The organism is Nitrospirillum guaranorum (assembly GCF_034653275.1).
Lineage (GTDB): Bacteria > Pseudomonadota > Alphaproteobacteria > Azospirillales > Azospirillaceae > Nitrospirillum.
The window spans coordinates 612,833-638,390 of record NZ_JAYEES010000003.1 but is presented as its reverse complement, the minus strand read 5'-3'; the positions used below and the strand labels follow the sequence as shown (position 1 = coordinate 638,390).

The 25,558-nt window shown below is 68.1% G+C and carries 21 protein-coding genes and 2 pseudogenes; 5 read left to right on the top strand and 18 right to left on the bottom strand.

The window, feature by feature from the left end:
• Nucleotides 1-94 precede the first annotated feature (94 nt).
• Nucleotides 95-1,825 carry a stimulus-sensing domain-containing protein gene (locus UAJ10_RS11860; RefSeq protein ID WP_322915544.1) on the bottom strand — a complete coding sequence of 577 codons (1,731 nt, stop codon included), beginning with the start codon at nucleotides 1,823-1,825 and terminating at the stop codon, nucleotides 95-97.
• A 204-nt stretch (nucleotides 1,826-2,029) separates the two neighbouring features.
• Nucleotides 2,030-2,734, bottom strand: a complete 705-nt coding sequence (locus UAJ10_RS11855) for a response regulator transcription factor (protein WP_322915543.1) — start codon at nucleotides 2,732-2,734, stop codon at nucleotides 2,030-2,032.
• Between the two features lie 191 nt (nucleotides 2,735-2,925).
• Between UAJ10_RS11855 and UAJ10_RS11850 the strand changes: the two genes are divergently transcribed.
• Entirely contained in the window at nucleotides 2,926-3,450 is a 525-nt protein-coding gene (locus UAJ10_RS11850) for a pyridoxamine 5'-phosphate oxidase family protein (RefSeq protein WP_322915542.1), read from the top strand.
• A gap of 51 nt (nucleotides 3,451-3,501) precedes the next feature.
• Here UAJ10_RS11850 and UAJ10_RS11845 read toward each other — a convergent pair whose 3' ends face one another.
• Nucleotides 3,502-4,194, bottom strand: a complete 693-nt coding sequence (locus UAJ10_RS11845) for an NAD(P)H-binding protein (RefSeq protein WP_322915541.1) — start codon at nucleotides 4,192-4,194, stop codon at nucleotides 3,502-3,504.
• 212 nt (nucleotides 4,195-4,406) lie between these two features.
• On the opposite strand from UAJ10_RS11845, the gene UAJ10_RS11840 reads away from it, so the two are divergent.
• Nucleotides 4,407-4,826, top strand: coding sequence for a hypothetical protein (locus UAJ10_RS11840; RefSeq protein WP_322915540.1), 420 nt, complete (start codon nucleotides 4,407-4,409; stop codon nucleotides 4,824-4,826).
• Nucleotides 4,827-4,889: 63 nt separating this feature from the next.
• Here the strand turns inward: UAJ10_RS11840 and UAJ10_RS11835 are convergent, their stop codons facing one another.
• The 9 genes and pseudogenes from UAJ10_RS11835 to ribA all read right to left on the bottom strand — a co-directional run bounded on the left by UAJ10_RS11835 (nucleotide 4,890) and on the right by ribA (nucleotide 14,398).
• On the bottom strand, nucleotides 4,890-5,504 hold the full coding sequence (locus tag UAJ10_RS11835) for a DUF3501 family protein (RefSeq protein WP_322915539.1): 615 nt from the start codon (nucleotides 5,502-5,504) through the stop codon (nucleotides 4,890-4,892).
• A 42-nt stretch (nucleotides 5,505-5,546) separates the two neighbouring features.
• On the bottom strand, nucleotides 5,547-6,923 hold the full coding sequence (locus UAJ10_RS11830; protein ID WP_322915538.1) for a (Fe-S)-binding protein: 1,377 nt from the start codon (nucleotides 6,921-6,923) through the stop codon (nucleotides 5,547-5,549).
• A 97-nt stretch (nucleotides 6,924-7,020) separates the two neighbouring features.
• Nucleotides 7,021-7,440, bottom strand: a complete 420-nt coding sequence (locus UAJ10_RS11825; protein ID WP_322915537.1) for a rubrerythrin family protein — start codon at nucleotides 7,438-7,440, stop codon at nucleotides 7,021-7,023.
• 181 nt (nucleotides 7,441-7,621) lie between these two features.
• On the bottom strand, nucleotides 7,622-8,026 hold the full coding sequence (irrA, locus tag UAJ10_RS11820; RefSeq protein ID WP_322917314.1) for an iron response transcriptional regulator IrrA: 405 nt from the start codon (nucleotides 8,024-8,026) through the stop codon (nucleotides 7,622-7,624).
• A 274-nt stretch (nucleotides 8,027-8,300) separates the two neighbouring features.
• Nucleotides 8,301-9,674 carry an NAD(P)H-dependent flavin oxidoreductase gene (locus tag UAJ10_RS11815; RefSeq protein WP_322915536.1) on the bottom strand — a complete coding sequence of 458 codons (1,374 nt, stop codon included), beginning with the start codon at nucleotides 9,672-9,674 and terminating at the stop codon, nucleotides 8,301-8,303.
• 234 nt (nucleotides 9,675-9,908) lie between these two features.
• Nucleotides 9,909-10,564 (bottom strand): annotated as a pseudogene (locus tag UAJ10_RS11810) (glycerophosphodiester phosphodiesterase family protein).
• A 101-nt stretch (nucleotides 10,565-10,665) separates the two neighbouring features.
• Nucleotides 10,666-11,226, bottom strand: coding sequence for a L,D-transpeptidase family protein (locus UAJ10_RS11805; protein ID WP_322915535.1), 561 nt, complete (start codon nucleotides 11,224-11,226; stop codon nucleotides 10,666-10,668).
• A 59-nt stretch (nucleotides 11,227-11,285) separates the two neighbouring features.
• A complete protein-coding gene (locus UAJ10_RS11800) occupies nucleotides 11,286-13,052 on the bottom strand; it encodes a hypothetical protein (RefSeq protein WP_322915534.1) in 1,767 nt (588 codons plus the stop codon).
• A gap of 179 nt (nucleotides 13,053-13,231) precedes the next feature.
• Nucleotides 13,232-14,398, bottom strand: coding sequence for a GTP cyclohydrolase II (gene ribA / locus UAJ10_RS11795; RefSeq protein ID WP_322915533.1), 1,167 nt, complete (start codon nucleotides 14,396-14,398; stop codon nucleotides 13,232-13,234).
• 524 nt (nucleotides 14,399-14,922) lie between these two features.
• Here ribA and UAJ10_RS11790 point away from each other — a divergent pair.
• The 3 genes from UAJ10_RS11790 to UAJ10_RS11780 all read left to right on the top strand — a co-directional run bounded on the left by UAJ10_RS11790 (nucleotide 14,923) and on the right by UAJ10_RS11780 (nucleotide 17,226).
• The gene (locus tag UAJ10_RS11790) at nucleotides 14,923-15,819 is read left to right on the top strand and encodes a hypothetical protein (RefSeq protein ID WP_322915532.1); all 897 of its coding nucleotides are present in this window, start codon (nucleotides 14,923-14,925) and stop codon (nucleotides 15,817-15,819) included.
• Between the two features lie 115 nt (nucleotides 15,820-15,934).
• Nucleotides 15,935-16,606: a response regulator transcription factor gene (locus UAJ10_RS11785; RefSeq protein ID WP_322915531.1), complete on the top strand. Its 672-nt coding sequence runs from the start codon at nucleotides 15,935-15,937 to the stop codon at nucleotides 16,604-16,606.
• A complete protein-coding gene (locus tag UAJ10_RS11780; protein ID WP_322915530.1) occupies nucleotides 16,603-17,226 on the top strand; it encodes a YcbK family protein in 624 nt (207 codons plus the stop codon). Before UAJ10_RS11785 ends, UAJ10_RS11780 begins: the two co-directional genes overlap by 4 nt.
• Nucleotides 17,227-17,465: 239 nt before the next feature.
• Here the strand turns inward: UAJ10_RS11780 and UAJ10_RS11775 are convergent, their stop codons facing one another.
• The 6 genes and pseudogenes from UAJ10_RS11775 to infB all read right to left on the bottom strand — a co-directional run bounded on the left by UAJ10_RS11775 (nucleotide 17,466) and on the right by infB (nucleotide 25,521).
• Nucleotides 17,466-18,086 (bottom strand): outer membrane protein, encoded by a 621-nt coding sequence (locus UAJ10_RS11775; RefSeq protein WP_322915529.1) that lies wholly within the window; start codon nucleotides 18,084-18,086, stop codon nucleotides 17,466-17,468.
• 413 nt (nucleotides 18,087-18,499) lie between these two features.
• A pseudogene (gene pnp, locus UAJ10_RS11770) lies at nucleotides 18,500-20,628 on the bottom strand (polyribonucleotide nucleotidyltransferase).
• Between the two features lie 294 nt (nucleotides 20,629-20,922).
• On the bottom strand, nucleotides 20,923-21,192 hold the full coding sequence (gene rpsO / locus UAJ10_RS11765) for a 30S ribosomal protein S15 (RefSeq protein ID WP_145610851.1): 270 nt from the start codon (nucleotides 21,190-21,192) through the stop codon (nucleotides 20,923-20,925).
• Nucleotides 21,193-21,207: 15 nt separating this feature from the next.
• Nucleotides 21,208-22,149, bottom strand: coding sequence for a tRNA pseudouridine(55) synthase TruB (truB, locus tag UAJ10_RS11760; protein WP_322915528.1), 942 nt, complete (start codon nucleotides 22,147-22,149; stop codon nucleotides 21,208-21,210).
• Nucleotides 22,139-22,597, bottom strand: a complete 459-nt coding sequence (gene rbfA, locus UAJ10_RS11755; protein ID WP_322915527.1) for a 30S ribosome-binding factor RbfA — start codon at nucleotides 22,595-22,597, stop codon at nucleotides 22,139-22,141. The genes truB and rbfA overlap by 11 nt, the downstream gene beginning before the upstream one ends.
• 188 nt (nucleotides 22,598-22,785) lie before the next feature.
• Complete coding sequence (gene infB, locus UAJ10_RS11750; RefSeq protein ID WP_322915526.1) at nucleotides 22,786-25,521, bottom strand: translation initiation factor IF-2; 2,736 nt, start codon at nucleotides 25,519-25,521, stop codon at nucleotides 22,786-22,788.
• Nucleotides 25,522-25,558: the final 37 nt, after the last annotated feature.

Sequence of the window (25,558 nt, the reverse complement as noted above, 5' to 3'; positions counted from 1 at the left end):
CGGCGATTTCAAGACCGCCCGCGCCGCCGCGCCTTAATGTCCGCCATGCGCCGCGGCCCGTGATCCAGCAATTTAATTGCGCGCATTAAAAAATTCAGGTCCGGGGCAGCTGCACCGTGAACACCGCCCCCAGCACCTTGCCGGTCGCGTCGGTGCGATTGGTGGCGAAGATGCGGCCGTTGTGGGCCTCCACGATCTGTTTGGAGATGGAGAGGCCCAGGCCGGAGTGGGTGCCGAACTTCTCGCCCGCCGGCCGCTCGGTATAGAAGCGGTCGAAAATGGCCTCGGTCTTGCCGGCCGGGATGCCGGGGCCGTCGTCGGTGCAGGTGATCTCCACCCTGTCGCCCACCACCTTGGCCGCCAGCACCACCTTGCCCCCGGGTGGGGAGAAGGACAGGGCGTTGGAGATCAGGTTCTGGAAAACCTGGGTCAGGCGGCCTTCGATGCCCGGGACCACCAGGTTGCGGCTGGCCGGCGGCAGTTCCACCTCCACCGTCACCGGCGGCGGTCCACCCTCCTCCCCCTCGTCGGGGGTGGCGCCCAGCGTGTTCTCATGGATGTCCTTGAACATGGTCAGCATGCGGCGCAGGTCGACGGAATTGGCTTCCGCGCGGCTCAGCTCCGCATCCAGGCGGCTGGCGTTGGAGATGTCGCTGATCAGGCGGTCCAGGCGGCCCACGTCGTCGGCAATGATGGCCAGCAGCTTGCGCAGCCGCGTCTCATCCTTCACCAGCTGCACCGTCTCCACCGCGCTGCGCATGGAGGTCAGGGGGTTCTTGATCTCATGCGCCACGTCGGCGGCGAAGCGCTCGATGGCGTCCATGCGGTCCCACAGGGCCGACGTCATGGCGCGCAGCGATTGCGACAGGTCGCCGATCTCGTCATGCCGGCCGGAGAAGTCGGGCAGCACCGCCTGGCGGCCGTGGCCGTAGCGCACATCGTCGGCCGCCGCCGCCAGCCGGCGGATGGGGCGCACGATGGTGCTGGCGAGATAGATGGACATCAGGACCGTCAGCACGATGACGCCACCGAACACCTTCAGGATGTTCACGCGGAACTCGCGCACCTCGGTATCGATCTCCGACCCGCTGCGGCTGATCAGCACGGCGCCCAGCACCTGCTTGTAGCGCTGGATGGGCACGGCCACGGTCAGCACCATGTCCTGCTTGCCGGCATCGCCAGCCACGCGCCAGACGTGGGTGGCCGCCTCGCCGTTCAGGGCCTTCTGCACGTCGGGGAAATGGCTGCCGTCGGCGGCCCGGTTCTCCGCATAGACCGGCAGATGGTCACGGGTGGGCAGCGCCCGCACGATGGCATTGTAGAGATCGATGCCCAGCTGGGTCAGCTGGTTGCCGTCGGGCAGCGGCGGCAGCTCCTCGATCTGCACGCGCGTCCCCTTGGCCAGGCTCAGCACCCGGCTGTCGGCCTGCAGCTTGCCTTTGGGATCGTACAGGCGGAAGCGGGTGTCGGTGGTGTCGCCCAGGCGGCGCACCATCTGGGCCGCCAGCGTCCAGGACAGCGTGCCCGCGGGCTCGTTGAATTCATCGCTGCTGGGCTCCATGGCGCCTTCGCCCAGGGCGCCGGAGAAGATGCGCGCCTCGGTCGTCAGGATGTCCAGCTGGCGTTGCACCAGCCAGTCCTGATAGCGCTCCAGATACAGCAGGCCCGACAACAGCAAGGCCAGCGCCAGCAGGTTGACGGTCAGGATGTGGCGCGTCAGCGGGGAGATGACGCCATAGGAGCGGCGCCGGCGGGCACGCACCACCGGTTTGGCGTCGCCATCAGCCTCCGCCTGGGGGCCGCGCCGCAGAGGGGCCGCCGCCATTCCCTGCGCTGCCGCGGTCCCCCCGGCGGGGGCCGCGCGCCGTGCCAGCATGTCCTTGAGCATATCAGGTTCCTCAGGCGCCGCCGGGGCATGCGCCCCTTGGCTATCCTCGCTTTCAGTCCGCCGCGCTCCCCGGAACGCTCCGGCGACGCGGTCGCGTCCTAGGACTTTCCGGCATTTTTCCCGGGGGGCGCCCCTAGCCGCTCAAGCGTCGCGGTATTTGTAGCCGACGCCGTACAGGGTCTCGATCTGGGCGAAGTCCGAGTCGGCCACCTTGAACTTCTTGCGCAGGCGCTTCACGTGGCTGTCGATGGTGCGGTCGTCGACATAGATGTGCTCGCCATAGGCGGCGTCCATCAGCTGGTCGCGGCTTTTCACGTGGCCGGGGCGCTGGGCCAGCGCCTTCACCAGCAGGAATTCCGTCACCGTCAGGTCGATCTCCTGCCCCTTCCAGGTGCAGGAATGGCGGGCGTTGTCCAGCACCAGCTCACCGCGCACCATGACGGAGCCGGGCTCCACCGTTCCTTTGCCGCCGCCGGCGTTCAGCACCTCGCGCCGCAGCAGGGCCTTGATGCGCTCGATCAGCAGGCGCTGGGAGAAGGGCTTCTTGATGTAGTCGTCGGCGCCCATGCGCAGGCCCTGCAACTCATCGATCTCATCATCCTTGGAGGTGAGGAAGATGACGGGCATGGCCGAGTTCTGGCGGATGCGCTGCAACAGCTCCATCCCATCCATGCGCGGCATCTTGATGTCCAGCACGGCCAGGTCCACCGGCCGCGAGCTGAGCGCGCGATGGGCCTCATCCCCGTCGGTGTAGGTGCGCACCTCGTACCCCTCTGCCTCCAACGCGATGGAGACGGAGGTCAGGATGTTACGGTCATCGTCAACCAGCGCGATGGTCTGAACCACGGAGTTTTCCCCTCTTCCCACTTGCCCCGGCCGCCCGTCCGACCAACTGTCGGGGGGCAGCCCCAGTTCACCAGATTGCCCGGCACTATGGCATGATTACGGCGAAGTATGCAGCCGCCCCTGCCACTTGAGGAATAGTCCGCAAGGGGCTGGACGGTTCCAAAGAAATGGGTGGAGTGACGCCGGTGACAATGCCTCCCGATATACCTCCCGCCAACACGCCGCCGGAAGCGGTGGGCACCGCGCGCGCCCTGCTGGGCGGCCGGTCCCAGGCCACGCTGACCACTCTGGTCACCCCTTCGGCGGAGGACGCGGCGGCGGTGGCCGGCTGGCCCTATCCGTCGCTGGTGCTGGTGGCGATGGACTGGACGGGGAACGGGGCGGGCCGCCCGCTGCTGTTGCTGTCGGAACTGGCGCTGCACACCCGCAACCTGCGGCAGGACGGCCGCGCCGCCCTGCTGTTCGAGGATACCGCCGGCCGGGAAAACCCCCTGACCGGGCCGCGCCTGTCTGTCATGGGCCGGGCGGAAGCCCTGGCCGGCGAGGAGGCGGAGGCGGCGCGCGCCGTCTACCTTGACCGCCACCCCTCCGCCGCGCTTTACGCCGATTTTCCCGATTTCCGCTTCTGGCGGATGGAGATCACCCAGGCCCACCTGGTGGCGGGCTTCGGCCGCATCCACTGGCTGAACGCGGCGGATCTCACGACATCCGGGTGACATCCAGGCCCGCGCCCCGCGCCGAGGGGCCTGTACCGCCAGGCGCGCGTGTCACATTCCCGCCAGCGAGCGGATGGCGCTGTATTCGTGCGTGCGCACGCCGCCGATGGCCGGCTGGCTGGCGGTGGTGACCAGGGCGGCGGCCACCACTTTGGCCGGGATGGGGCGGTACTTTTCCAGGCGGCCGCTGAGGAAGGGGCCGATGACGGGCGCCAGCAGCTGGAAGAACCGTTCCAGCGGCCGGTCCTGCCTACGCCGGCCCAGCAGCAGCGAGGGGCGCAGGAAATGGCGGGAGGTGAAGCCCAGGGTGGCCACGTAGTCCTCCATCATGCCCTTGGTCTTCAAATACAGGCGGTGGGAGGTCGAGTCGGCATCGACGGAGGAAACGCCGCCGAAGAAGGTGGCGCCGGCGCGGCGCGCGGCCTTGGCCACCGTCACCACGTACTTCAGGTCCACATCCTGGAAGGCGGCGTCGCTGCCGGCGTCCTTGCGGGTGGTGCCCAGGGCGCACAGCACCGCGTCCACCCGCACGTCCGGCGGCAGGTCGGTCAGGGTGGCGAAGTCCACCACAAGTTCACGCAGCTTGGCATGCTGCTGGCCGGTGGGCGTGAGGCCAGTGGGCTTGCGCACCAGACTGACCACCTGGGCCACCTTGGGCGACTCCAGCAGCATGGTCAGGGCATGGGCCCCCACCAGGCCCGTGCCCCCCACCAGCAAAACCCGTAAACCACCCGCCTGATCCATGCCCGCCTACCCTTGAAAGCCGAATGACCCAAAACCGTGAAAGCGCGGGACCTTAACACGGGACCTGGGCGTTAAGGAAAGAGGTGCCGGTTTGGGCCGGGTTTATTTCGCAATTGCGAAAGACTGGGACCGTCTTTTCCAGACGTCCAAATGGGTAGTGGCGGAATCGAAAAAGTGAGCGCATCATTCCTGTAATAAATAGGGAGGCTGCTATGAAAAAGGACGCTCAGATCCTTCAGGATGTGCCTGCTTTCAACGCGATCGGCCTTGGCTTGGTTTTCGGCGTGTCCGAACTGGCCGTGTACGGCGCCGCCCAGCTCTTGCTGCCCGGTCTGGGCCTGAAGATGGACATCGCCATCCTGGCCTGGGGGGCCAGCCTGATGATCCTGGGGCCGACCCTGGGCCTGGCCGCCATCTACGGACTGCACCAGGTGGTGGCGAAGAGTGGCCCGGGCAAACCCTCCGGTCACAGCCTGGCGCCCGTGCCACCGGGCACGCCGGGATCGGACGACAAGCCCACCAACTGGTTCCCCTACGATCCCGACAGCATCGACATGTTCGATACGGAAAGCCCCTATCCCCACGTGGGCGGCAAGGTGTCACCGGCGAGGCCGCTGGAAATCGTCCGGTAAGGACCGCGGCCCGTCAGGACAAAAGGCCGGACGCCCGCCAGGCGCCGGCCTTTTTAATGCCGATCAATCTAAGTCGTCCGCCAGGGCGGCGCGCACGGCCTCCGGCATCACCGTCATATGCGGATACTGGTCGTGGTCGAAGCCCACCACCACCCGCGTGTTCGGCTGGCGGAACAGGGCCACCTGGCCGTCGGTGAAGGGGAAGTGGACGAACTGCACGCTGGAGGCCTTGCCGGCGGATGAGGTGCGGTCCAGGTCGGCCTCGGGCAGGCCGTGCACCTTTTCGCCAGCGAACTCCAGCCACAGGGTGTTCTCCACCCCGCCCAGCCGCCCCAGCAGGGCCTTGCGCCGCAGGGGGTCGTCGATCTCGAACATGATGGTGGCAACCAGTTCCCGCCCCTTGGGGATCAGCGGGTTGTAGGCGCGCAGCTCATCCTCGACCTGGGCCTCGCCACCGCGCTCGATGAACAGCATCTCGTGCACCTGGGACCACATGGTCTCATAGCTTTCGAAATAGAAGGTGGCGTAGGGGCCCACCGCCAGGCGGCGGTTACGCTTCACCGCCACCAGGGCGCGGCGGCGCTCCGCCCGTACCTGGCCGTACTCTTCCATGGACATGATGTCGTCGCGGCCGATGGCGTGCCGCCGGCTGGAAATGGGAGAAGGGGCCTGGGTCATGGCGGGGTCTCCTGAAGGCGCCCGGACTATGCCCCAAAGGCTTTACAGCCCATAGGCCCGGGCGAAGATTTCGACGGGATGCAGCTGCTCCATCGATGCGGCCTGCGCCGGATCCAGCCGCTCCACCCCCTGGCGGACATGTTCCCCCGCCAGGGGGCATTCGGATGCCAGGTAATGCTTGGCGTTCTTCACGGCCTGGCTGGCCACCGGCTTGCCCACCTTCAGCGCCGTCTCGAAATTGCCCTTCATGATGCCCCAGCTGCCGCCATGGCCGGAGCAGCGTTCCACCACCTTCAGCTCGGCCGGTCCCAACCGTCCGCCCTCCGCGTCCTTGGGGATCAGGCGCAGCATCTCCGCCGCCTTCTGCCCCATGTTCTGCGCCCGGGCGTGGCAGGCGATGTGCAGGGTCACCCCGCCGTCCAGCGGACGCAGGCCGGGGGCCAATCCTTCCTTCTGGGCGATGTCGACGATGTATTCCGCGATGTCGAATGTGGCCTTGGACAAGCGCTCCACCGCCGCGCGGTCGGGATGGTCCGCCGGCACCAGGTGCAGCCATTCGAATTTCAGCATCAGGGCGCAGGACGGCACCAGGGCGATGACGTCATAGCCCTGGTCGATCCAGGATGCCAACTGGCGCGCGACCAGGCCGGCGTTTTCCACCACCTGTTCGATACACCCCTGTTCCAACTGGGGCATGCCGCAGCAGGCGGGATAGGCCACGTCGGTCGCGACCCCGTTGTGCGCCAGGATGGACTGCGCCGCCTGGCCGATGCCGGGGTTGTTGAAGTTGACGAAGCAGGTGGCGTAGAACACGGCCTTGCGCCCCGCGGCCGGCCCCATCGGGTTGACCGCCGGCGGGTCGTCGGCCGCGCGCGCGACGAAGCTGCGGCCGTGGAACCTGGGCAGGCTGGCGGCGGCATCGATGTCCGCCACCTTTTCCATCACGCGGCGGGTCAGCCGGTTACCGGTGGATGTGGCCCAATTCACCAGGGACGCCACCTTGCCCGCGACACGGCCATTGCGGTCGGTGCGGGTCATCTGGTCCACCGCGACGGGCACGCCTGATTTGCGCACCCGCACCGCGCGATAGCGCAGCATCAGGTGGGGGAAATCCAGGTTGAAGGGATGCGGCGGCACATAGGGGCACTTGGTCAGGAAGCACATGTCGCACAGCGTGCAGGCGTCCACGACCTTGGCGAAGTCCCCGCTGTCCACCGAATCCAATTCTTCCGACGGGGACTGGTCGATCAGGTCGAACAGGCGGGGGAAGCTGTCACACAGGTTGAAGCAGCGGCGGCAGCCGTGGCAGACGTCGAAGACGCGCCGCATCTCCGCGTCCAGCAGCGCCTCGTCATAGAAATCCGGGCTCCGCCAATCCACCGGATGGCGGACGGGGGCCTCCAGGCTGCCTTCGCGCATGGGCGCACCTCCGCCGACGCCGACCCCCGGTCCAGGGCCCCCAGTCCAGAGACGGCGTCGGGATAGGGCTGGGAAGATCAGGCGGTACCAGGCGATGTCAGCTGTTCAGCTGGTCCAGCGCCTTCTGGAAACGGCCGGCATGGCTTTTCTCCGCCTTGGCCAGCGTCTCGAACCAGTCGGCGATCTCGTCAAAGCCTTCATCGCGGGCGGTGCGGGCCATGCCGGGATACATGTCGGTGTATTCGTGCGTCTCGCCGGCGATGGCGGCCTTCAGGTTCAGGTCGGTGGAGCCGATGGGCTCACCCGTCGCGGGGTCGCCGACCTCTTCCAGGAATTCCAGGTGGCCATGGGCGTGGCCGGTTTCGCCTTCGGCGGTGGAGCGGAACACGGCCGCGACATCGTTGTAGCCTTCGACGTCGGCCTTCTGGGCGAAATAGAGATAGCGGCGATTGGCCTGGCTTTCGCCCGCGAACGCTTCCTTCAGGTTGCTTTCGGTCTTGGTACCCTTGAGCGACATGGCAACAGTCCTCCACGACAGGGTTCACGCCAACCTTCAGCGGCCATCTGCGGTGGCCTTTCATGCGGGCGAAGATCATGCCACGCCCACGCCGGCGGGGCAATTCGTCTAGACAAATTCTAAACGATCGCCGCGCCCGCCAGGGGAGGGTTGACGGATGGGGACGGATGACGTCCGCCGTTCAGGCGCCATCGCTGAGGCGGATGATGACGTCCACGCGGGCGACCCGGGTGCCGGCGGGCGCGTCGGGCAGGCCACTGACGGCCAGGGCGTCGCCCGGGATGTCGATCAGGTGGCCATTGCCCTCGAAGAAGAAGTGGTGATGGTCCGACACGTTGGTGTCGAAGTAGGACCGACCGGCCTCCACCACCACCTCGCGCAGCAGGCCCGCCTCGGTGAACTGGTGCAGGGTGTTGTAGACGGTGGCCAGGGACACCCGCATGTCGGCGGTCGACGCCTCGCCATGCAGCTGTTCCGCCGTCACGTGGCGGTCATGGCCGTCGAACAGCAGCTTGGCCAGGGCCACGCGCTGGCGGGTGGGACGCAGGCCCGCGCGCGCCAGGCGATCCGTGGCCTGGATGGCCATCGCCTGGATGGCTGTCGCTTCGCTGCTGAAATCTTCAGCGGTGAGGGGGGCGGGTGTGAGGTCGGTCATGATCTGCATATGGGCAAGAACGCGGACCGGAAAAGACCCGATCCTCAAGGATTTCCGCTATTCAGCCATGAAATTTGGAATGAATCCAGATTTAAAGGCGCTGGCCTGGACTGCGCCCGGGGAAAAGGTTGGCGGCAGCCATGGTTCGGCCGGACAAACGAAAAGAGGGCCGAAACCGGCCCCCTTCCCCCGCGATGATCCGCGCTTAGTACCCGGTCGCGATCCGCTCCACCAACTGCTTCACCGTCGGCACGAAGCCGTTCTGGTACCAGGGGTCGCTGGCGAAGCGGTAGGCGTTGTGGCCGGCGAACATCAGCTGGTGCTCCACATCCTCGGAGTGGCTGATGTTCTGCAGGGTCTTCTGGATGCAGAAGGAACGCGGATCCGCCTTGCGGCCCGTGGTCCCTTCCTCGTTCTGCGCCCAATTGGAGAAGTTGCAGGCCGACAGGCAGCCCATGCAGTCGATCTGGTCCTGGCGGATGACCTCCGCCTGGGCGGGATCGACGAAGATCAGCGTGGTGTCCGGGGTCTTCAGGGCCACGCTGTCGCCGCCGGCCACCCAGCCCTGCGCCCGCTCGCGATCATGCTCGGTGAGGTACACCGGGCGGCCGCGCGGGCCCACCATGAACTCGGCGGTCAGGTCGCCGACCGGCTCCACCGAATAAGCCACCTGGCGCTCGGCCCGACCCTTCAGCTCTTCCAGGAAGGGGTTGCTGACGGCGGAGGAATAGAAGCCGGTGGGGGAGAAGTGGTTCAGGTAGACGTCGCCCTGCTTCAGGGTCAGCAACCGCTGCTTCCACGCGTCGGAAATGGGGCTTTCCTTGGTCAGCAGCGGACGGGTGCCGAACTGGAAGCCGACGGGCCCGATCTCCGGATTGTCCAGCCAGTGGTCCCATTCCGACAGCCACCAAACGCCGCCCGCCATGATGATGGGCGTCTCGTTCAGGCCGAAGCTGTTCATCATCTCGCGCAGGGCCTTCACGCGCGGATAGGGATCCTCGGGCTTCAGCGGGTCTTCGCTGTTGGACAGGCCGTTGTGGCCGCCGGCAAGCCAAGGATCCTCATAGACGACGCCGCCCAGGAAATCCCGGAACTTGTTGTAGGCGCGCAGCCACAGGGCGCGGAAGGCGCGGGCGGAGGAGACGATGGGGTAGTAGTATACGCCGTGCTTCACGGCGATCTCGGCCACGCGGTAGGGCATGCCGGCGCCGCAGGTGATGCCGTGGATCAGGCCCTGGGCCCCTTCCAGCACACCGTGCAGGATCTGCTCGGCCGCCGCCATTTCCCACAGCACGTTCATGTGCACGCGGCCTTCGCCGCCGGCCGTCTCATGCGCCACGCGGGCCTGGTAGATGCCGCCGCGGATGGAATGCTTGATCAGTTCCTCATGCCGTTCCCGGCGGGTCTTGCCGTGGTAGAGCTGCGGGATCAGCTGGCCATTGTCATCGTAGGCGTCGGCGTTGACGCCGGAGAAGGTGCCAACGCCGCCGGCCGACGCCCATGCGCCGGAGCTTTCGCCGTTGGAAACGGAGATGCCTTTGCCGCCCTCGACAACGGGCAGCACTTCCTTACCGGACATCACCAATGGCCGCAGCGCCTTCAACTCACGTCTCCCGAAAACCGGACCTCGTGCCAACCCGTGCCCCATGCGGAGGGATCACCGGAATGGTTCGGTCCCCAATACATATAGGGTGGCGGCGGGCGGCCGCTAACATATCGCAGGCTGGATATAGGAAAACCAGGGCGGGCGAAAGGCCCCTCATCCGCTTGACGTGGACTGCGCCTGATGTTTTTGCCCGCCCACCCCGCCGTTTCAGCCCGCGATTTCCATAAGCCCGCTGGGTGTATCGGTGAATACCGATGAAACGCCCCAGCCCAGCACCTCCCGCGCCATGGGCACCGTGTTGACCGTGTAGGCCAGGACCGGCCGCCCGGAGGACTTATACTCCCGAATGCTGGCCGCGTCCTCCCTGCGGGCGTTGACGTTGATGGTGCTGACGTCCAACTGCTCCACCCGCTGGCGCCAGTTGGCCGGCCGCCGGTCGATGAGATAGCCCAGGGGCCAGCGCGGCACCACCTGGCGCGCCATGTCCAGCGACGCGTCGGCGAAGGAGGAGACCAGGGGCGGCGGCCGGTCGTCCGGCCACAGGGAATAGGCCAGGGTCAGCGCGACGCCGGCCGTTTCCTCCTCCCGCCCCGGGCAGGGCTTGATCTCCAGGTTCAGCCCCAGGTTCAGGGCCAGCGCCAGCTGGATGACCTCCACCAGGGTCGGCACCTTCTCCCCCGGAAGGCGGGGGAGAACCAGGACCCGGCGTCCAGCTGGCGCAGGGCGTCCAGCGTCATGTCCTTGGCCGGGCCCGTGCCGTCGGTGGTGCGGTCCAGCGTGTCGTCGTGCATCAGCACCGGCACCAGGTCGGCCGTCAGCTTGACGTCCACCTCCACCCACTTGGCGCCCTGCGCCGCCGCCATGCGGATGCCGGACAGCGTGTTCTCCGGCGCGTGGCGGGCGGCACCCCGGTGGCCGATCAGGCGGGGCAAGGGCCCCAACGGCAGGATATCGCTCATGGGGATCAGTCCTTTGATGGGGCCGGCACGCACAGCCGGTCCCCCGGCTGGCAGTGAGACAGCAGCCGGCGCAAATCGTCCAGGTCCAGGGCGGTGCAGCCCGCCGTGGCGGCGCGGTCGGGCCGCGTCAGGTGCATGAAGATGGCGCTGCCCAGGCCCGGCACGGGCGGGTCGTCGTTATGCCCCAGCACCACGATGATGTCGTAGACGTGGTCGTCCCGCCACATCACCTCATGGCTGGCGGAAAACGGCAGGGTCACCGGGCGGTTGTAGTCGGGGTGGCCGGGATCGTCGCACCAGCCGTCCACCGGCGCGACCGTCGCCACCGGCAGGGCTGTCACGGGCGCGGGGACGCGGTCCGGGCGGTAGAGCACGCGGCGCAGCGGGAAACAGCCCACGGGTGTTCCCCCGTCCCCTTCCCGCTTGTCCTGGATGACGCCACCCCGGCCGACGACGCAGGCGGCCTCCTGCGGCCGTCCCTGGCCGTCGCGCCAGCGCAGCCGGTAACCGGCGCCGGAACCAGGGGGGCCGGGAATGGCGGCATCGGGGATCAGATGGATGTCCATCCCCCCTCTATACCTCAACGGGCGCCCTGATCAATTGGGCCGGCTCAATGCGTCCGGACTTAGTGGGGGGCGCCTTGGGCGTCCTTCATGGCCTGATACTTGGCCAGGTTGGCCATCATGATGTCGGCGATGAACTGCTTGGGCAGCGGCGGCGGGCCGCCGGTGGCGTTGCTGATGACGGCGGCGCCCGTCTGGGCGGCACCGGCCTGGGGTGCCCCCTGCCCGTCCATGGCAATGGCGGGAGAGGCGCCGGCAGGGGGCATGGCGCTGGCGGACAGGGTGCCGCCGGGCACCGGCCGCGGCGGCAGGGCCGGCTGCGCGCCCGATGGGGCGCCGGTGCCGTTGATGCTGGCCGACGCGGCGGTGGCCTGGGCCAGCAGGGTGGCCGTGTCCTGGCCCATGGCGTTGTTGTAGGCCTGGATGGCCTGGGGCACCGGGGTGCGCTGCGGCTGCGCGTTGCCGGCCGTGCCGCCGTCCATCACCTGGATCATGGCGGGGTGGGAGGCGGCGGCCATGGCCGCCTGGGACTGGGCGGCCTGCGACTGTACCGCCTGGGATTGGGCGGCGTTGGCCTGTACCGCGCCGGTCTGCAGCACCGTGGGGCCGGCGGTGGCCGACTTGATGTTCTGGACATAGCTGGGGGCGACCAGGGTGCGGCCGGTGGGGGTGCCGGCGCCGGCGCCCGCCATGGCGCGGTAGTTGGCCAGGGTCAGGCCGTGGGCCTGCTTCTGCCCCAGGTGGGACCCCGCCTCGGACGCGGCGGCGGCCGGATTGGCGGCATTGGCCATGGCGGCGGCCTGGGCCGGCATCAGCTGCGGGCCGGCCGCCATGGGCATGGACTGAGTGCCGACACCGATATTGGCGGCGGCATTGGCGGCCTGAGCCATCGACTGGGTGGCGTTGGTGATCTGGCTGGCCTGCTGCGCCAGGGCCTGGGACGGGTTGGCGCCGGGCACGACCCCCGAGGAGGTCATGGCCGGCGCGTTCACGGCCATGGCGGGCACGGCCGCCAGGTTGGGAAAGGCCTGGCCCTGGGACCTCACCGTGGTGGCCGGCGTGGCCAGGCCGGGCACGGCGCCGGCGGGGACCGAGCTGGTGCGCACCATTTGACCCGGAACGGGCTGAGCCGGCGCCGCCGGCGCCACGGCCAGGGCCGCACCGTCCGTCTGGGGCGCCAGCACCAGGGAGTCGACCTTGGCCACGGGCGCGCGGCCAGCGGTGGGGGCGTGGTCCGGCTGCTCCTGCCCGCCCTGGCCACCGCCTTGGCCGCCTTTGCGCCCCTTGCCACCGCCCTGGTCCTCATCGGGGTCCAGCGTGACGGTGCCGGTCTTGTGGTGCCCCAGGCCCAGGGCGTCCATGACGTGGGCGCCCACGTCCTCGCCCGTTTCCTCCTCGATGATGGCGTCGCCGGTGGCCAGCGCCATGCCGATGGGGCCGCCATAGAGCAGGCCGCCCAGGATCTTGGCCGGGGCCTTGATGGTGTCGCCCGTGATCTCACGATAGATCGTGCTGATGACGGGGATGTGCTGCAGGGGGTTGATGATGTCGACCACGTCCCAGAAGGACATGTGGTTGTCCTTGTGGGCGGCGGCCTGGGCGTCCATCTGGGCCTGGACCGCGGCCGCGGTGCCCACCGGGACGGCGCCCACCTGGCCAGGCACGGCGCCGGCCTGCTGCGTCGCGTCCTGCGCCACCTGCTGGCCCAGCTGGTCCTGGAAATCGCCCGTCAACCCCGCCTGGCCGGTGGTCGCGGCCGTGGCGTTGCCACCCGCCAGCGCGGGATCGGGGTAGGACGGCGACAGGGCAGACTGGACGCTGGGGGTCATGGGGCTTTCTCCTGCACCCACATCCCGAAGCAAACGATATGCCAGTCTAAATATTGATTGTTTTCAACGTACTAGCTAACGACACCGACCCTGCGGAACCGTCCATCGGCAAATTCAACCGGGCGGCAACAGCCGGACTTGCCGGGCCGCCCGTCCCAGCAGGCCGTCCCAGCAGCCCGTCACAGCAGGTGGCCGGCCTTTTCCGCCTTGGTGCGCAGGTAGGCGATGTTGTGGCCGTTGGCGGGGAAGATGTGGGGGACGCGGTCCACCACCTGCACGCCCCAGCGGGCCAACTGGGACAGCTTGTCCGGGTTGTTGGTCATCAGGCGCACGGCGTGGAAGCCCAGGGCCTTCAGCATGGTGGCGGCCGGCAGGTAGGTGCGCTCGTCGGCCTCGAAGCCCACCATCAGGTTGGCGTCCACCGTGTCGACGCCGGCATCCTGCAGGCGATAGGCGCGCAGCTTGTTCATCAGGCCGATGTTGCGACCCTCCTGCGCCAGGTACAGCACCACGCCGCTGCCCTGGGCCGCGATCTCGCGGATGGCGCCCCGCAGCTGGGCGCCGCAGTCGCAACGCAGGGAGCCCAGCAGGTCGCCGGTGAAGCATTCGGAATGCAGGCGGGCCAGCACGGGCTGCGCCGGGTCGGGATTGCCGATCAGGATGGCCAGATGCTCCACGCCGCCGTCCGGCGCGCGGAAGGCGATCAGGCGCGTGTCCTCCGCATCCAGCAGGGGAACGGACGCCTCCACCACCTGGCGCAGGGTGGACTCACCGGCGGCCTGGTAGGCCTGGACGTCGGCACCGCGCACGGTCAGCAGATCGTTGCGCGCCGCCACCTCGGCGGCGCGGGTGGCCGGAACCTCGGCCACCACGACGGCCGGAAGCAGACGCGCCAGCTTGACCAGCAGCAGGGCCTCGCCCTCGGCCGAGGGGAAGGGACGGACGGTGGGCGTGATGTCCAGGGTGGCGTGGCCCGGGCGGGTTGGGTCGGCCAGCAGGCGCACCAGGTCGGGTGTCAGGCCCGGCGCCGGGGCGATGACCACGGTGCCCGCTCCCGTGGGGTCGGCCTGCGCCGGTTCCACCGCCTGGGCCAGCAGGCCGGCGGCGATGGCGCGCTTGTCGGTCACCACCAGGGTGGGCTCGCCCGCACCGCCCTGGGCCGCCGCCTGCCGCACCAGGGCCAGGGCCGGGGCGTCCGCCATCTCCGCCGCGCGCAGCAGCAGGGCACGGCCGTCACCGCCCTGCAGCATCACCAGGTCGCCGCGGCGCAGCTCGGACACCGCGCGCTGGACGGAGCGGCTGGCGGTCCGCAGCAGGGGCGAGATCGGTTCGGCGGCGAGCGACATGCGGGTATATCCAGGCGACACGGGAAAGGGTGACAAACTGTGAAAAGGCGCGAAACAGCGGCGCCGGCGCATGGGCAGCAGATGGTCATTTAGCCCGCCCGGCACAACCATCCACAGCCATTTAACACGGTATCGGTCCCCGGGGGACGGGCGAAGCGCTAGCGTTGCATGGGTCCCCAGCCCGCCGGGGGACGCCGCGCGGGAATAAATCCCGCGCTGGCGACGACCACGGCGCCAGCCCCGCGCCGGACGGCCAGCCGATATGACCGATCGCGCCATGGCTTTTCCCGGCGGGAAACACCAGAGTAAGTGGCGCATCCAGGCATTGAGCGGTTGCCCGGCGGTGTGATCGACACCGCAGCAACCCCCTGATGCAACGGTGTTTCCCAGCCCCTTTCCGTTTGTTTCCGGCCACCGTGCCGGCCCCGTCACGTCAGGACCCGAACGGGAATGTTCCGTGCCTACGCTCCGGCCCCAGCCCCCCCTTTCGGCCCGCCCACCGGCGGCGGTCGCGGAGGCCGCGCATGATCCAGCCGCAGATCATCGACAGCGCCTGGCAGGCCCTGCGCGAACCGTTGGATGACAAGGCGCGGGCCATCGAGCTGGCTTGGGAATTCGCCCGCATGGTGCCGTCGCGTCCGCATGTCCTGGATCTGGGTGCGGGGCTGGGCGCCAACGTCCGCCATCTGCTGCCCCGCCTGGGACGCATGATCCAGGATTGGACCCTGATGGACACCGACGCGACGGTCCTGGGGGGCGTGGCGGAGCGCATGCAGCGCTGGGCGCATGAACTGGGCTGGGGCGTGGCCCGCAATCCGCCGGATACCGCGACACCGGGCGCGGTGGGGGAGCTGATCCTGTTCGGCGACGATATGCGCAGCCGCCTGACGCTGATCCAGCAGGACATGTCGTCCGACCTGCACGATCTGGGCATCCAGCGCCATGATGGCGTCACCGGCAACGCCTTCTTCGATCGTGCATCGGCGGAATGGCTCGATCATTTCGTTATCGAACTGACGGCTAGCGGCCTGCCGCCGGTGCTGGCCACCGGGGTGCAGGACGGCCGGCTGCTCTGGCGGCCGGAGGATCCGGACGACGGCATGGTGGTGGAACTGGCGACGGCCGCGGCCCGGCGCGACTACGGCTTTGGCCCCCCGTTGGGCGACCAGGCGGCCACCGTCCTGGTGGAAAGGTTGGAGGCGGCGGGCTATCGTTTGGACGGCGCCCGCTCGGACTGGCGGCTGTCAGGCCTGCGCGCCCGTCAGGCGCACCTGGACCTGGTGGACATGCTGGCCGCCCAGGCGGAAGCGCGCGACCCCGCCATGGCCGACCGTATCGGCGCCTGGCGTGAGCGCCGCCGCGCCGCCGTCATGCGGGTGGAGCTGATCGTGGGCCACGCCGACATCCTGGCCAGGCGGTAGGGCGAAAGCCATCCCATGCGGCATGCGCCCATGGACCCCGTGCGAACGACCCGCACCCATGGTAAGAAGACGACAAGGCTGCCCGCCTTCATCCCCGTTTCCCTAGTCCAGGCCTATGACGACCCCAGGCGCCAAAAAGCTGTTGCTGGTTGAGGATGACGAAACCCTGCGCCACCTGTTGGCCGAGCAGCTGACAGCCCTGGAGGAATTCGACGTGCGGCAGGCCGCCGATGGCGCCACCGCCCTGGCCGCCGCTGAGGCGGTATCGTTCGAGGCCATTCTGCTGGCCAGCCGCCTGCCCGACATGGATGGGGCCGCCGTCTGCGCCGCCTTGCGCCAAGCTGGCGTGGACTGCCCCATCCTGCTGATGGCGGTGGAGGGGGAACCCGACGTCGCGGGCTGCAGCGACCGGCTGGTGAAGCCGTTCCGCATCGGCACCCTGCTGGCCAAGCTACGCCAGCATGCCCGGCCCACGGGCGACGACCCCGCCCTGCGCATCGGTCCCTATGAGTTCCGCGCGGTCGCCCGCACCTTGCGGGAGGACGGCACCGGCACCGAGACCCGCCTGACCGACAAGGAAGCGCAAATCCTGGCCTATCTGCACCGCGCCAAGGGCGCGGTCATCAGCCGGGAGCAATTGCTGGACCAGGTGTGGAACTATAACGAAGGCGTCACGACCCACACCCTGGAAACCCATATCTACCGCCTACGGCAGAAGATGGAGCGGGACCCGGCCAATGCCGTCCTGCTGGTGACCGAACCCGGCGGATATCGGCTGGCCCCATGATAAAACCCCCTTTCCGGTTCGCCCGGGCCCGGTTCACCCGGGCGGCATCCCTTTCCCTGATGCTGGCCATGGTCGCGGCGTGCGGCGGCGGCGCGCCCAAGCCCTTCCCCGTGCCCCCGGCGGAGGCCGACCTGCCGCCTGCGAACACCGCCGCCATCCGCCGGGTCGTGCTGGTGCATCCACCCAGCAAGGAGAAGGTGGACGTCATCTACTGGCATGACGGCGCCTACGACGGCCATGCCATGGCCGAGGTGGCGCACATCATGCGCGACCGCCATACCGGCGAGACCCACGATATCGACCCGGCGCTGATGGACTTCATCAGCGGCGTCATCCTGCGGTCCAGCCTGCCGCCGACCACGCAGGTGGACATCCTGTCGGGCTACCGCTCACCCGAGACGAACGCCGCGCTGGTCAAGGTCAACCGCAACGCCGCCCGCGAAAGCTTCCACATGCAGGGCCGCGCCGCCGACATCCGCATCCCGGCGCTGAAGGGCGACGCCATCACCGAGATCGCCAAGACCATGCAGCGCGGCGGCGCCGCTTTCTACGACGGCAGCGGCCACACCCACGTGGACACGGGCCCGGTGCGCACCTGGGCGACGTATTCGACGAGGTGAGCCGTTCGCCTCAGGCGCCGGAGCCCTGGTTCGCCGGAGTCTCAATTCTCCTCAAGCGCCGGCGGGGCATCCGCCCCTTGGCTATCCTCGCGTTTCAGTTCGCTTTCGGCTCCCCAAAACGCTCCGGCGGACGCGGTCGCGTCCTAGGAAAACTCACCCAAAGCGCTGGCGGGGCGGTCGCGAAAATGAAAAAGGCCCGGGGTGAGCCCGGGCCTTTTCCTCAGGAAGGCACGCTTTTATCAGAAGCGGATGCCGACGCCGACACGGACCTGGCTTTCGTCCGGGGTCGTGCGCAGCTGGCCGCCGGCCAGATCCCGCGAGGAGTGCGAGTAGTCGGTGTAGTCGTACTCGATGCGGGTGAACAGGTGCTCATCGATGGCGTAATCGGCGCCGACGCCGTACTTCACGCCGTCATAGTCCTGGGCGTACTGGCGGGAGGCGCCACCGGTCAGGGCGTTGGTCGTGTCGATGGAGGTGTGCTGATAACCGACGCGGCCGAACAGCAGCAGGTCGGGCTGGACCACGTAGCCCAGGCGGGCGCTGACGCCGGCGCTATAGTTGGGCTGCACGCGATAGCTGCCCAGGGCGTCGCCGTAGGTCCGGTCACCGGTGTAGAAGTTGGCTTCGCCTTCGGCGCCGACATAGATGTTGTCGTAAACGGTCTGGCCGTAGCCGGCGAAGAGGCCGCCGTTGAAACCCTGGGTCTCACGAGCGGGCGTGCTCTGCTGGCCGCCGACGGTGGCCCGCTGACGCGCGTTGAACCAGTCATAGCCGGCGTTGGCACCAACATAGCCGCCATCGAACGTGCTCTGCGCCAGGGCCGGCGTCGCGGCAACCGCGACCAGAGCCGAAGCAGCCAAGACAATAGTCCGTAAACGCGACATGGTAACTCTCCTTTAAGGTCCCTAATCCGCCACAATTCCATTGCCGGTAGCAATAAATCTTGGGCGTGTTTCGGCGATGTTTCGTCACCACCTTCAAGTCCATCGCGCTACTATTGCGAGTAACTACTGATGGATGACCGATTCATTACGCCCTCGAGACGGTCATAACCTGTGAGGAACGTCACACTTTCCATGCCATGAGCGCACGGCTGGAAATCAATACTCAGACCTTAATTCATGGCCAAACCGGATTACTGCCCCGACTTTGCCACAAACGAAACGTTGTCAACGCGCTGAGGGCATAGAAAAAGCCGCCTGGGATACCCCAGGCGGCTCGTTCCTCGACCAAAGGCACTGGCCGTGGCCGAATGCCTATGCCTTAAAGTGGATCAGGCCTCCTCGGCCTTGTCCTTCTTGCTCAGGTCCTCGCCGGTGGCCTGGTCGACGACCTTCATCGACAGCTTCACCTTGCCGCGATCGTCGAAGCCCAGGACCTTCACCTTCACCTCGTCGCCCTGGTTGACCACGTCGGTCACCTTGGCCACGCGCTGCGGCGACAGTTCGGAGATGTGGACCAGACCGTCACGGGCGCCCAGGAAGTTCACGAAGGCGCCGAAGTCCATGACCTTCACGACCTTGCCGACGTAGATCTCGCCCACCTCGGGTTCGGCGACGATGCCCTTGATCCACTTGATGGCGGCGTCGGACGCCTTGCTGTCCACGGCCGCCACCTTCACGGTACCGTCGTCCTCGATATCGATCTTGGCGCCGGTCTGCTCCACGATCTCGCGGATCACCTTGCCGCCGGAGCCGATCACGTCGCGGATCTTCTCCTTCGGAATATTGATCACGGTGATGCGCGGGGCGTTCTGGTTCACCGCGTCGCGGGCGCCGCCGATGGCCTTGGCCATCTCGCCCAGGATGTGCAGACGGCCGTCCTTGGCCTGCGCCAGGGCGACCTTCATGATGTCCTCGGTGATCGAGGTGATCTTGATGTCCATCTGCAGGGCGGTGACGCCCGCCTCGGTGCCGGCCACCTTGAAGTCCATGTCGCCCAGGTGATCCTCGTCACCCAGGATGTCGGACAGCACGGCGACGCCGGTGTCTTCCTTGATCAGGCCCATGGCGATGCCGGCGACGGGGCGCGGCAGCGGCACGCCGGCGTCCATCAGCGCCAGCGAGGTGCCGCAGACGGTGGCCATGGAGGACGAGCCGTTGGACTCGGTGATCTCGGAAACCAGGCGCAGGGTGTAGGGGAAGGTCTCCTTGGACGGCAGCAGCGGGTGCACGGCGCGCCACGCCAGCTTGCCGTGGCCGATCTCGCGACGGCCCGGGCTGCCCATGCGGCCGGCTTCACCCACGGAGTACGGGGGGAAGTTGTAGTGCAGCATGAAGTTTTCGCGGTACTCGCCTTCCAGCGCGTCCACGATCTGTTCATCCTGGGCGGTGCCCAGGGTGGCGACCACCAGGGCCTGGGTCTCGCCGCGGGTGAACAGGGACGAGCCGTGGGCCCGGGGCAGCACGCCCACTTCCGCCACGATGGGACGGATGTCGACGGTGCTGCGGCCATCGATGCGCTTGCCGGTCTCCAGGACCGTGCCGCGCAGCACGTCGGCCTCCAGGTCCTTGAAGGTGCTGCCGACGGCTTCCACCGTGTAGGCGGCGTCCGCCGTCAGGGCCTCGACCGCCTTCTTCTTGGCGGTGGAGATGGCCTCATAGCGTTCCTGCTTCACGGTCAGGGTGTAGGCGGCGCGGATGTCGGCGCCCACCAGCTCGTTCAGCTTGGCCTTCAGCGCGGCCTTGTCATAGGCCGGCGGCGGCAGGTCCCACGGGTCCTTGGCGGCCTGTTCGGCCAGGTCGATGATCAGGTTGATCACCGACTGGAAGGCGGTGTGGCCGAACATGACGGCCTTCAGCATGATCTCCTCGGACAGCTCCTTGGCTTCCGATTCGACCATCAGCACGCCTTCCTGGGTGCCGGCGACCACCAGGTCCAGGTCGGTGGTCTCGACCTGCTCCAGCGTCGGGTTCAGGATGAACTCGCCATCCTTGTAGCCGACGCGGGCGCCGCCGATGGGGCCCAGGAAGGGCAGGCCGGACAGCGTCAGCGCGGCGGAGGCGCCGATCATCGCGACGATGTCAGGATCGTTTTCCAGGTCGTGGCTCAGCACGGTGCAGACGACCTGCACTTCGTTGCGGAAGCCGTCGACGAACAGCGGGCGGATGGGGCGGTCGATGAGGCGGGAGGTCAGCACCTCCTTCTCGGTCGGACGGCCCTCGCGCTTGAAGAAGCCGCCCGGGATCTTGCCGGCGGCGAACGCCTTTTCCTGGTAGTTGACGGTCAGGGGAAAAAGTCCTGGCCCGGCTTCACGGACTTGGCGCCGACGGCGGTGCAGAGCACGACCGTGTCGCCGTAGGTGGCGATGACAGCGCCATCAGCCTGACGGGCGACCTTGCCCGTCTCGAGGACCAGCTTGCGGCCGCCCCATTCCATCTCTTTACGGAAAACCTTGAACATATCTTTCTTCCTTCCATCCGATACTCGGATCACGTCCCGGATTGGACGGCCGAGCCGGGGCCCTATCGGCAGCACCCGCGTTAGAAACCTTTAAATGACAGATGGCCAGCCGGGTCCACCCGGCTGGCCATCCTTACTACTCAATACCCAGAACCGATGCGCTTGCGGAGCATCCGGACGCGGGCCCCGGCACCGCGCGACCGCGCCGGGGCGCCAGGCCCGCCGGACGGCGGGCGGCCGGTGCCACCGGTGACTGCGGTCGGTTGCGCCAGGGGCGTCGTCCGGACCATACCCTTAGCGACGCAGGCCCAGACGCTGGATCAGCGACGTGTAGCGGGCGGCGTCCTTGCGCTTCAGGTAGTCCAGCAGGCTGCGGCGCTGGCTGACCATGACCAGCAGGCCACGGCGGGAGTGGAAGTCCTTGTTGTGGGACTTCATGTGATCGGTCAGGTTGGTGATGCGTTCCGTCAGGATCGCGACCTGCACCTCGGGCGAACCGGTGTCGCCTTCGGCGGTCTTGTACTCGGCAATGAGCGCCTGCTTGCGCTCGGCAGTGATCGACATCGTCGTCTCCGTAACTTAGAGGTTCAAAACGCGCACCGGACGGACCTCCGCCCCCTCGACATGGACCAACGCCACCGGCTTGCCACCTGAAATGGCAAGCGCGATGGGCTCCCTGTCCGCCAACTGATCGTGGATGGCGTCCAGCCGTTCCAGATCATGACGGCGCAGCAGCGCCACCGTTTGTCCGTGTCTCAGTCGGTGCGCTTCCGCTTCCGCCAGGGCCAGCGCCGGGATGTCGTCCAGCGCGGTCTCGATCGGTTGCAGAAGTCCTTCGACCGTGGGTGTCTGCGCCACCCGTTCCAATTCGTCAAGCGAAATCGCCTGATCCATGGTGAAACGACCGACCCGCAGCCGGCGCAGGACGGACACGTGGCCCACCGTGCCCAAAGCCAGGGCCAGGTCGCGCGCCAGCGAGCGCATGTAGGTGCCCTTGCCGCACTCCACCTCGAACTCGGCGTGGTCGGCATCGGGGCGCCCGGTCAGCAGGAAGCTGTCCACGCGCACGATGCGGGGCGCCAGATCCACCCGTTCGCCCTCGCGCGCCAGGTCGTAGGCGCGCTCGCCCGCCACCTTGATGGCGGAAAACTGCGGCGGCACCTGGCTGATCTCACCCTGGAAGGCCTCCAGCGCCGCCTCGATGGCCTCGTCGCTGGGACGGTGGTCGTGCGTGGCCGTCACCTCCCCCGCCAAATCGTCGGTGGTGCGGGACTCACCGAAGCGCAGGGTGAAGCGGTAGGTCTTGCCGCAGTCCATGGCGTAGGACACCGTCTTGGTGGCTTCGCCGAAGGCGATGGGCAGGATGCCGGTGGCGATGGGGTCCAACGTGCCGGCGTGGCCGGCCTTTTCCGCCTGCATCAGCCAGCGCACCTTGGCCATGGCCTGGGTGCTGGTCATGCCCGGCGGCTTGTCCAGCACCAGCCAGCCGTGCAACGGCCGGCCCTTGCGCTTACGGGCCATCGTGAGGCTCCGTGCCCTCGGCATCGGGGGCACCCTCGGCGTCGGCCTCGTGATCCAGGTCGCGCTGCACGTCGGGACGGTGCAGCAGTTGGTCGATGCGCTGGGCGTAGTCGAAGGACACGTCGACCTGGAAGCTGAGGCGCGGCACGTGCTGCAGCCTCATGGCCTTGGCCACCTGGCTGCGCAGATAGGGGGCGACGCGGTTCAGCGCCTTGATCTGCTCGACATGGCCGCCGCCCAGGGGCATGACGAAGGCGGTGGCGTTCTTCAGGTCGGGGCTGATGCGCACCTCGCTGACCGTCACGTTGAGGTCATGCAGGTCGGGATCGCGGAAATCAGCCCGGCGCAGGATGTCGGCCAGGGCGTGGCGCAATTCCTCGCCCACGCGCAGCTGACGTTGAGAGGGGGCCTTGCCGGCGCGCAGGCCGGCGTCACCATGTCGGCTCATGGGTCACTATCCTAGTAAGGGCCCCGCCCCATTTCATTTAGGGGGAGGGCCGGCCCGCCCGTCCCATCAGGGGAACGGTGCCGGGTCCAAACGGCTCGGGTAAGAGCCAAAACGGCCGTCCGGGATTGGACCGGACGGCCGGGTTGTCACGCAAACACTCTGATCCAGGCGATGAAAGCGGGCCGCGCTTACAGGGCGCGGGCCACCTCTTCCATCTCGTAGGCTTCGATGACGTCGCCCGCCTGGATGTTGTCGTAGTTCTCGAAGGCCATGCCGCACTCGTACCCTTCGCGCACTTCCTTGACTTCGTCCTTGAAGCGCTTGAGCGTCTTGAGCGTGCCCTCGTGGATGACGACGTTGTCGCGCAGCAGGCGCACGCCGGCGCCGCGCTTCACGATACCTTCCGTCACGCGGCAGCCGCCGACCTTGCCGACCTTGGTGATGTTGAACACCTCCAGGATCTGCGCGTTGCCCAGGAAGCGTTCGCGCAGCACGGGCTTCAGCATGCCCGTCAGCAGGGCCCGGACATCGTCGATGATGTCGTAGATGACCGAGTAGTAGCGGATCTCCGCGTTGTCCCGCTTGGCCATTTCACGGGCCTGCGGATTGGCGCGGACGTTGAAGCCGATGATGATGCCGCGCGAGGCGTTGGCCAGCGTGACGTCGCTCTCGTTGATGGCGCCCACACCGGAGTGCAGCACGCGCACCTTGACCTCGGCATTGTCGCCGGCCAGCTTTTCCAGCGTGCCGGAGATCGCCTCGATGGAGCCCTGCACGTCGCCCTTGATGACCAGGGGCAGTTCCTTCACCTCGCCCGCCTGGATCTGCTTGAACATCTGTTCCAGCGAACCACGCGCCGACTGGGCGACCTGGGCCTCCCGCTTCTTGCGCTGACGGAACTCGGTGATCTCACGGGCGCGGCCCTCGCTCTCGACCACCGAGAACTCGTCACCGGCCAGCGGCGTGGCGTTCAGGCCCAGCACCTCCACCGGGGTGGCGGGACCGGCGTTATCGACGTTCTGGCCACGGTCGTTGACCAGGGCGCGGACACGGCCCCATTCGCTGCCGGCGACGACGATGTCGCCCACCTTCAGCGTGCCGCGCTGCACCAGCATGGTGGCCACGGAGCCGCGGCCGCGTTCCAGCTTGGCTTCCACCACCACGCCTTCGGCGGTGCGGTTGGGGTTGGCCTTCAGCTCCAGGATTTCAGCCTGCAGGAGGATGTTCTCCTCCAGCTTGTCCAGGCCCTTGCCCGTCTTGGCCGACACTTCCACGTCCAGGACGTCGCCGCCCATGGCCTCGACCACCAGGCCGTGCTGCAGCAGTTCCTGCCGCACCCGGTCCGGCTTGGCGCCGGGCAGGTCGCACTTGTTGATGGCGATGATGATCGGAACCTCGGCCGCCTTGGCGTGCTGGATGGCCTCGACCGTCTGCGGCATGACGCCGTCATCGGCGGCCACCACCAGCACCACCACATCCGTGACGTTGGCGCCACGGGCGCGCATCTCGGTGAAGGCGGCGTGGCCCGGGGTGTCGATGAAGGTGATGCGCGAACCCGACGCCAGCTGCACCTGGTAGGCGCCGATGTGCTGGGTGATGCCGCCGGCTTCGCGACTGGCGACGTCGGTGTGGCGCAGGGCGTCCAGCAGCGAGGTCTTGCCGTGGTCGACGTGGCCCATGACGGTGACGACCGGCGGACGCGCCTGCAGATCCTCGCTGCGGTCCAGGTCGCCCTTCACGCCCACCTCGACGTCGGCCTCCGACACGCGGTGCGCGCGGTGGCCGAATTCCGTCACGATCAGCTCGGCGGTGTCGGTGTCGATGTTCTGGGTGATGGTGGCCATCACGCCCATGCGCATCAACGCCTTGATCACGTCGGCACCGCGCTCGGCCATACGGTTGGCCAGTTCCTGCACGGTGATGACTTCGGGGATGATGACGTCACGGGTCACTTTTTGCGTATCCTGACGCCCGGTCAGGCGCTGCTTTTCACGTTCACGGGCGCGGCGCAGCGCGGCCATGCTGCGGCCACGCGGGGCGCCGCCCTCATCGCTCAACGCCTGCGAAATGGTAAGCTTGCCGGCGTTGCGACGACGCTCGCCACCCTTGGCGGCCTTGGCCGGGGCCGGGGCCGCGACCTTGCTGGCGGTCTTCGCGGGGCCGCCGGGGCCGGCGCGGCGGCGCCCACCCTCGTCATCCTCGTCATCGGCGGCGCGCGGGGCCAGGGGGCCACGCGGGGCCGCGGCGTCCGTGACGGCGGTCGTGGTCGACGCGGTGTTGCCAGCGGCGGGACGGGCGGCGCGCGGGGCTTCCTCGGCCTTGCGGGCGGCCTCGGCCTCCTTGCGCTTGGCCTCTTCCTCCTGGCGGCGCTTCTCCGCCTCGGCGGCGACGCGCTTTTCCTCCTCCTGGATCATCCGCAGCTCTTCCAGCTCGCGGCGACGCAGGGTCTCGTCGTCCAGGGGACCGTCGTTGACCGGCTCCTCGGCCACGGGCGCGGGCGCGGCCTCGGCCGGGGCCTCGTCGGCCATCGGCAGGTCGTCGGCGGCCACCTCGTCCAGCAGCTCGTCGGCCACGTCCTCCTGGGCGGGGTTCTCGCCCATGGCGCGCAGGGCGCGCAGACGGGCTTCACGCTCGCTGTCGGTCAGCTGGCGGGGGGCGCCGCCACGCGGCGGCTGGCCACGGCCACCGCCCTGCGCGGGACGGCCCTCGGCGGCCGCGCGGGCGGCGGCACCGCCATCGGCCACGCCCGGACGGGCGCCCTGTTCAAAGGTTCGCTTGCGCTTGACCTCAACCGCAACGGTCTTGGTGCGGCCGTGCGAGAAGCTCTGGCGCACGGATCCCGCGTCCACCGTCTTCTTCAGCTCCAGCTTGCCTCGACCGGTAAGGCTCAACTTCTTGCGGTCCTGGTCGCTCGTGTCAGTCATACGTTTTCCGACTGTTTCATCGTTGTCGCCCCGGGGC

Excerpts from the sequence above, each read along its gene's own strand:
- UAJ10_RS11860 (WP_322915544.1), bottom strand. The coding sequence starts at position 1,825 with ATGGCGGCGGCCCCTCTGCGGCGCGGCCCCCAGGCGGAGGCTGATGGC.
- UAJ10_RS11850 (WP_322915542.1), top strand. The coding sequence starts at position 2,926 with ATGCCTCCCGATATACCTCCCGCCAACACGCCGCCGGAAGCGGTGGGC.
- UAJ10_RS11845 (WP_322915541.1), bottom strand. The coding sequence starts at position 4,194 with ATGGATCAGGCGGGTGGTTTACGGGTTTTGCTGGTGGGGGGCACGGGC.
- UAJ10_RS11840 (WP_322915540.1), top strand. The coding sequence starts at position 4,407 with ATGAAAAAGGACGCTCAGATCCTTCAGGATGTGCCTGCTTTCAACGCG.
- UAJ10_RS11835 (WP_322915539.1), bottom strand. The coding sequence starts at position 5,504 with ATGACCCAGGCCCCTTCTCCCATTTCCAGCCGGCGGCACGCCATCGGC.
- UAJ10_RS11830 (WP_322915538.1), bottom strand. The coding sequence starts at position 6,923 with ATGCGCGAAGGCAGCCTGGAGGCCCCCGTCCGCCATCCGGTGGATTGG.
- UAJ10_RS11825 (WP_322915537.1), bottom strand. The coding sequence starts at position 7,440 with ATGTCGCTCAAGGGTACCAAGACCGAAAGCAACCTGAAGGAAGCGTTC.
- irrA (WP_322917314.1), bottom strand. The coding sequence starts at position 8,026 with ATGGCCATCCAGGCCACGGATCGCCTGGCGCGCGCGGGCCTGCGTCCC.
- UAJ10_RS11815 (WP_322915536.1), bottom strand. The coding sequence starts at position 9,674 with ATGTCCGGTAAGGAAGTGCTGCCCGTTGTCGAGGGCGGCAAAGGCATC.
- UAJ10_RS11805 (WP_322915535.1), bottom strand. The coding sequence starts at position 11,226 with ATGGACATCCATCTGATCCCCGATGCCGCCATTCCCGGCCCCCCTGGT.
- UAJ10_RS11800 (WP_322915534.1), bottom strand. The coding sequence starts at position 13,052 with ATGACCCCCAGCGTCCAGTCTGCCCTGTCGCCGTCCTACCCCGATCCC.
- ribA (WP_322915533.1), bottom strand. The coding sequence starts at position 14,398 with ATGTCGCTCGCCGCCGAACCGATCTCGCCCCTGCTGCGGACCGCCAGC.
- UAJ10_RS11790 (WP_322915532.1), top strand. The coding sequence starts at position 14,923 with ATGATCCAGCCGCAGATCATCGACAGCGCCTGGCAGGCCCTGCGCGAA.
- UAJ10_RS11785 (WP_322915531.1), top strand. The coding sequence starts at position 15,935 with ATGACGACCCCAGGCGCCAAAAAGCTGTTGCTGGTTGAGGATGACGAA.
- UAJ10_RS11780 (WP_322915530.1), top strand. The coding sequence starts at position 16,603 with ATGATAAAACCCCCTTTCCGGTTCGCCCGGGCCCGGTTCACCCGGGCG.
- rpsO (WP_145610851.1), bottom strand. The coding sequence starts at position 21,192 with ATGTCGATCACTGCCGAGCGCAAGCAGGCGCTCATTGCCGAGTACAAG.
- truB (WP_322915528.1), bottom strand. The coding sequence starts at position 22,149 with ATGGCCCGTAAGCGCAAGGGCCGGCCGTTGCACGGCTGGCTGGTGCTG.
- rbfA (WP_322915527.1), bottom strand. The coding sequence starts at position 22,597 with ATGAGCCGACATGGTGACGCCGGCCTGCGCGCCGGCAAGGCCCCCTCT.
- infB (WP_322915526.1), bottom strand. The coding sequence starts at position 25,521 with ATGACTGACACGAGCGACCAGGACCGCAAGAAGTTGAGCCTTACCGGT.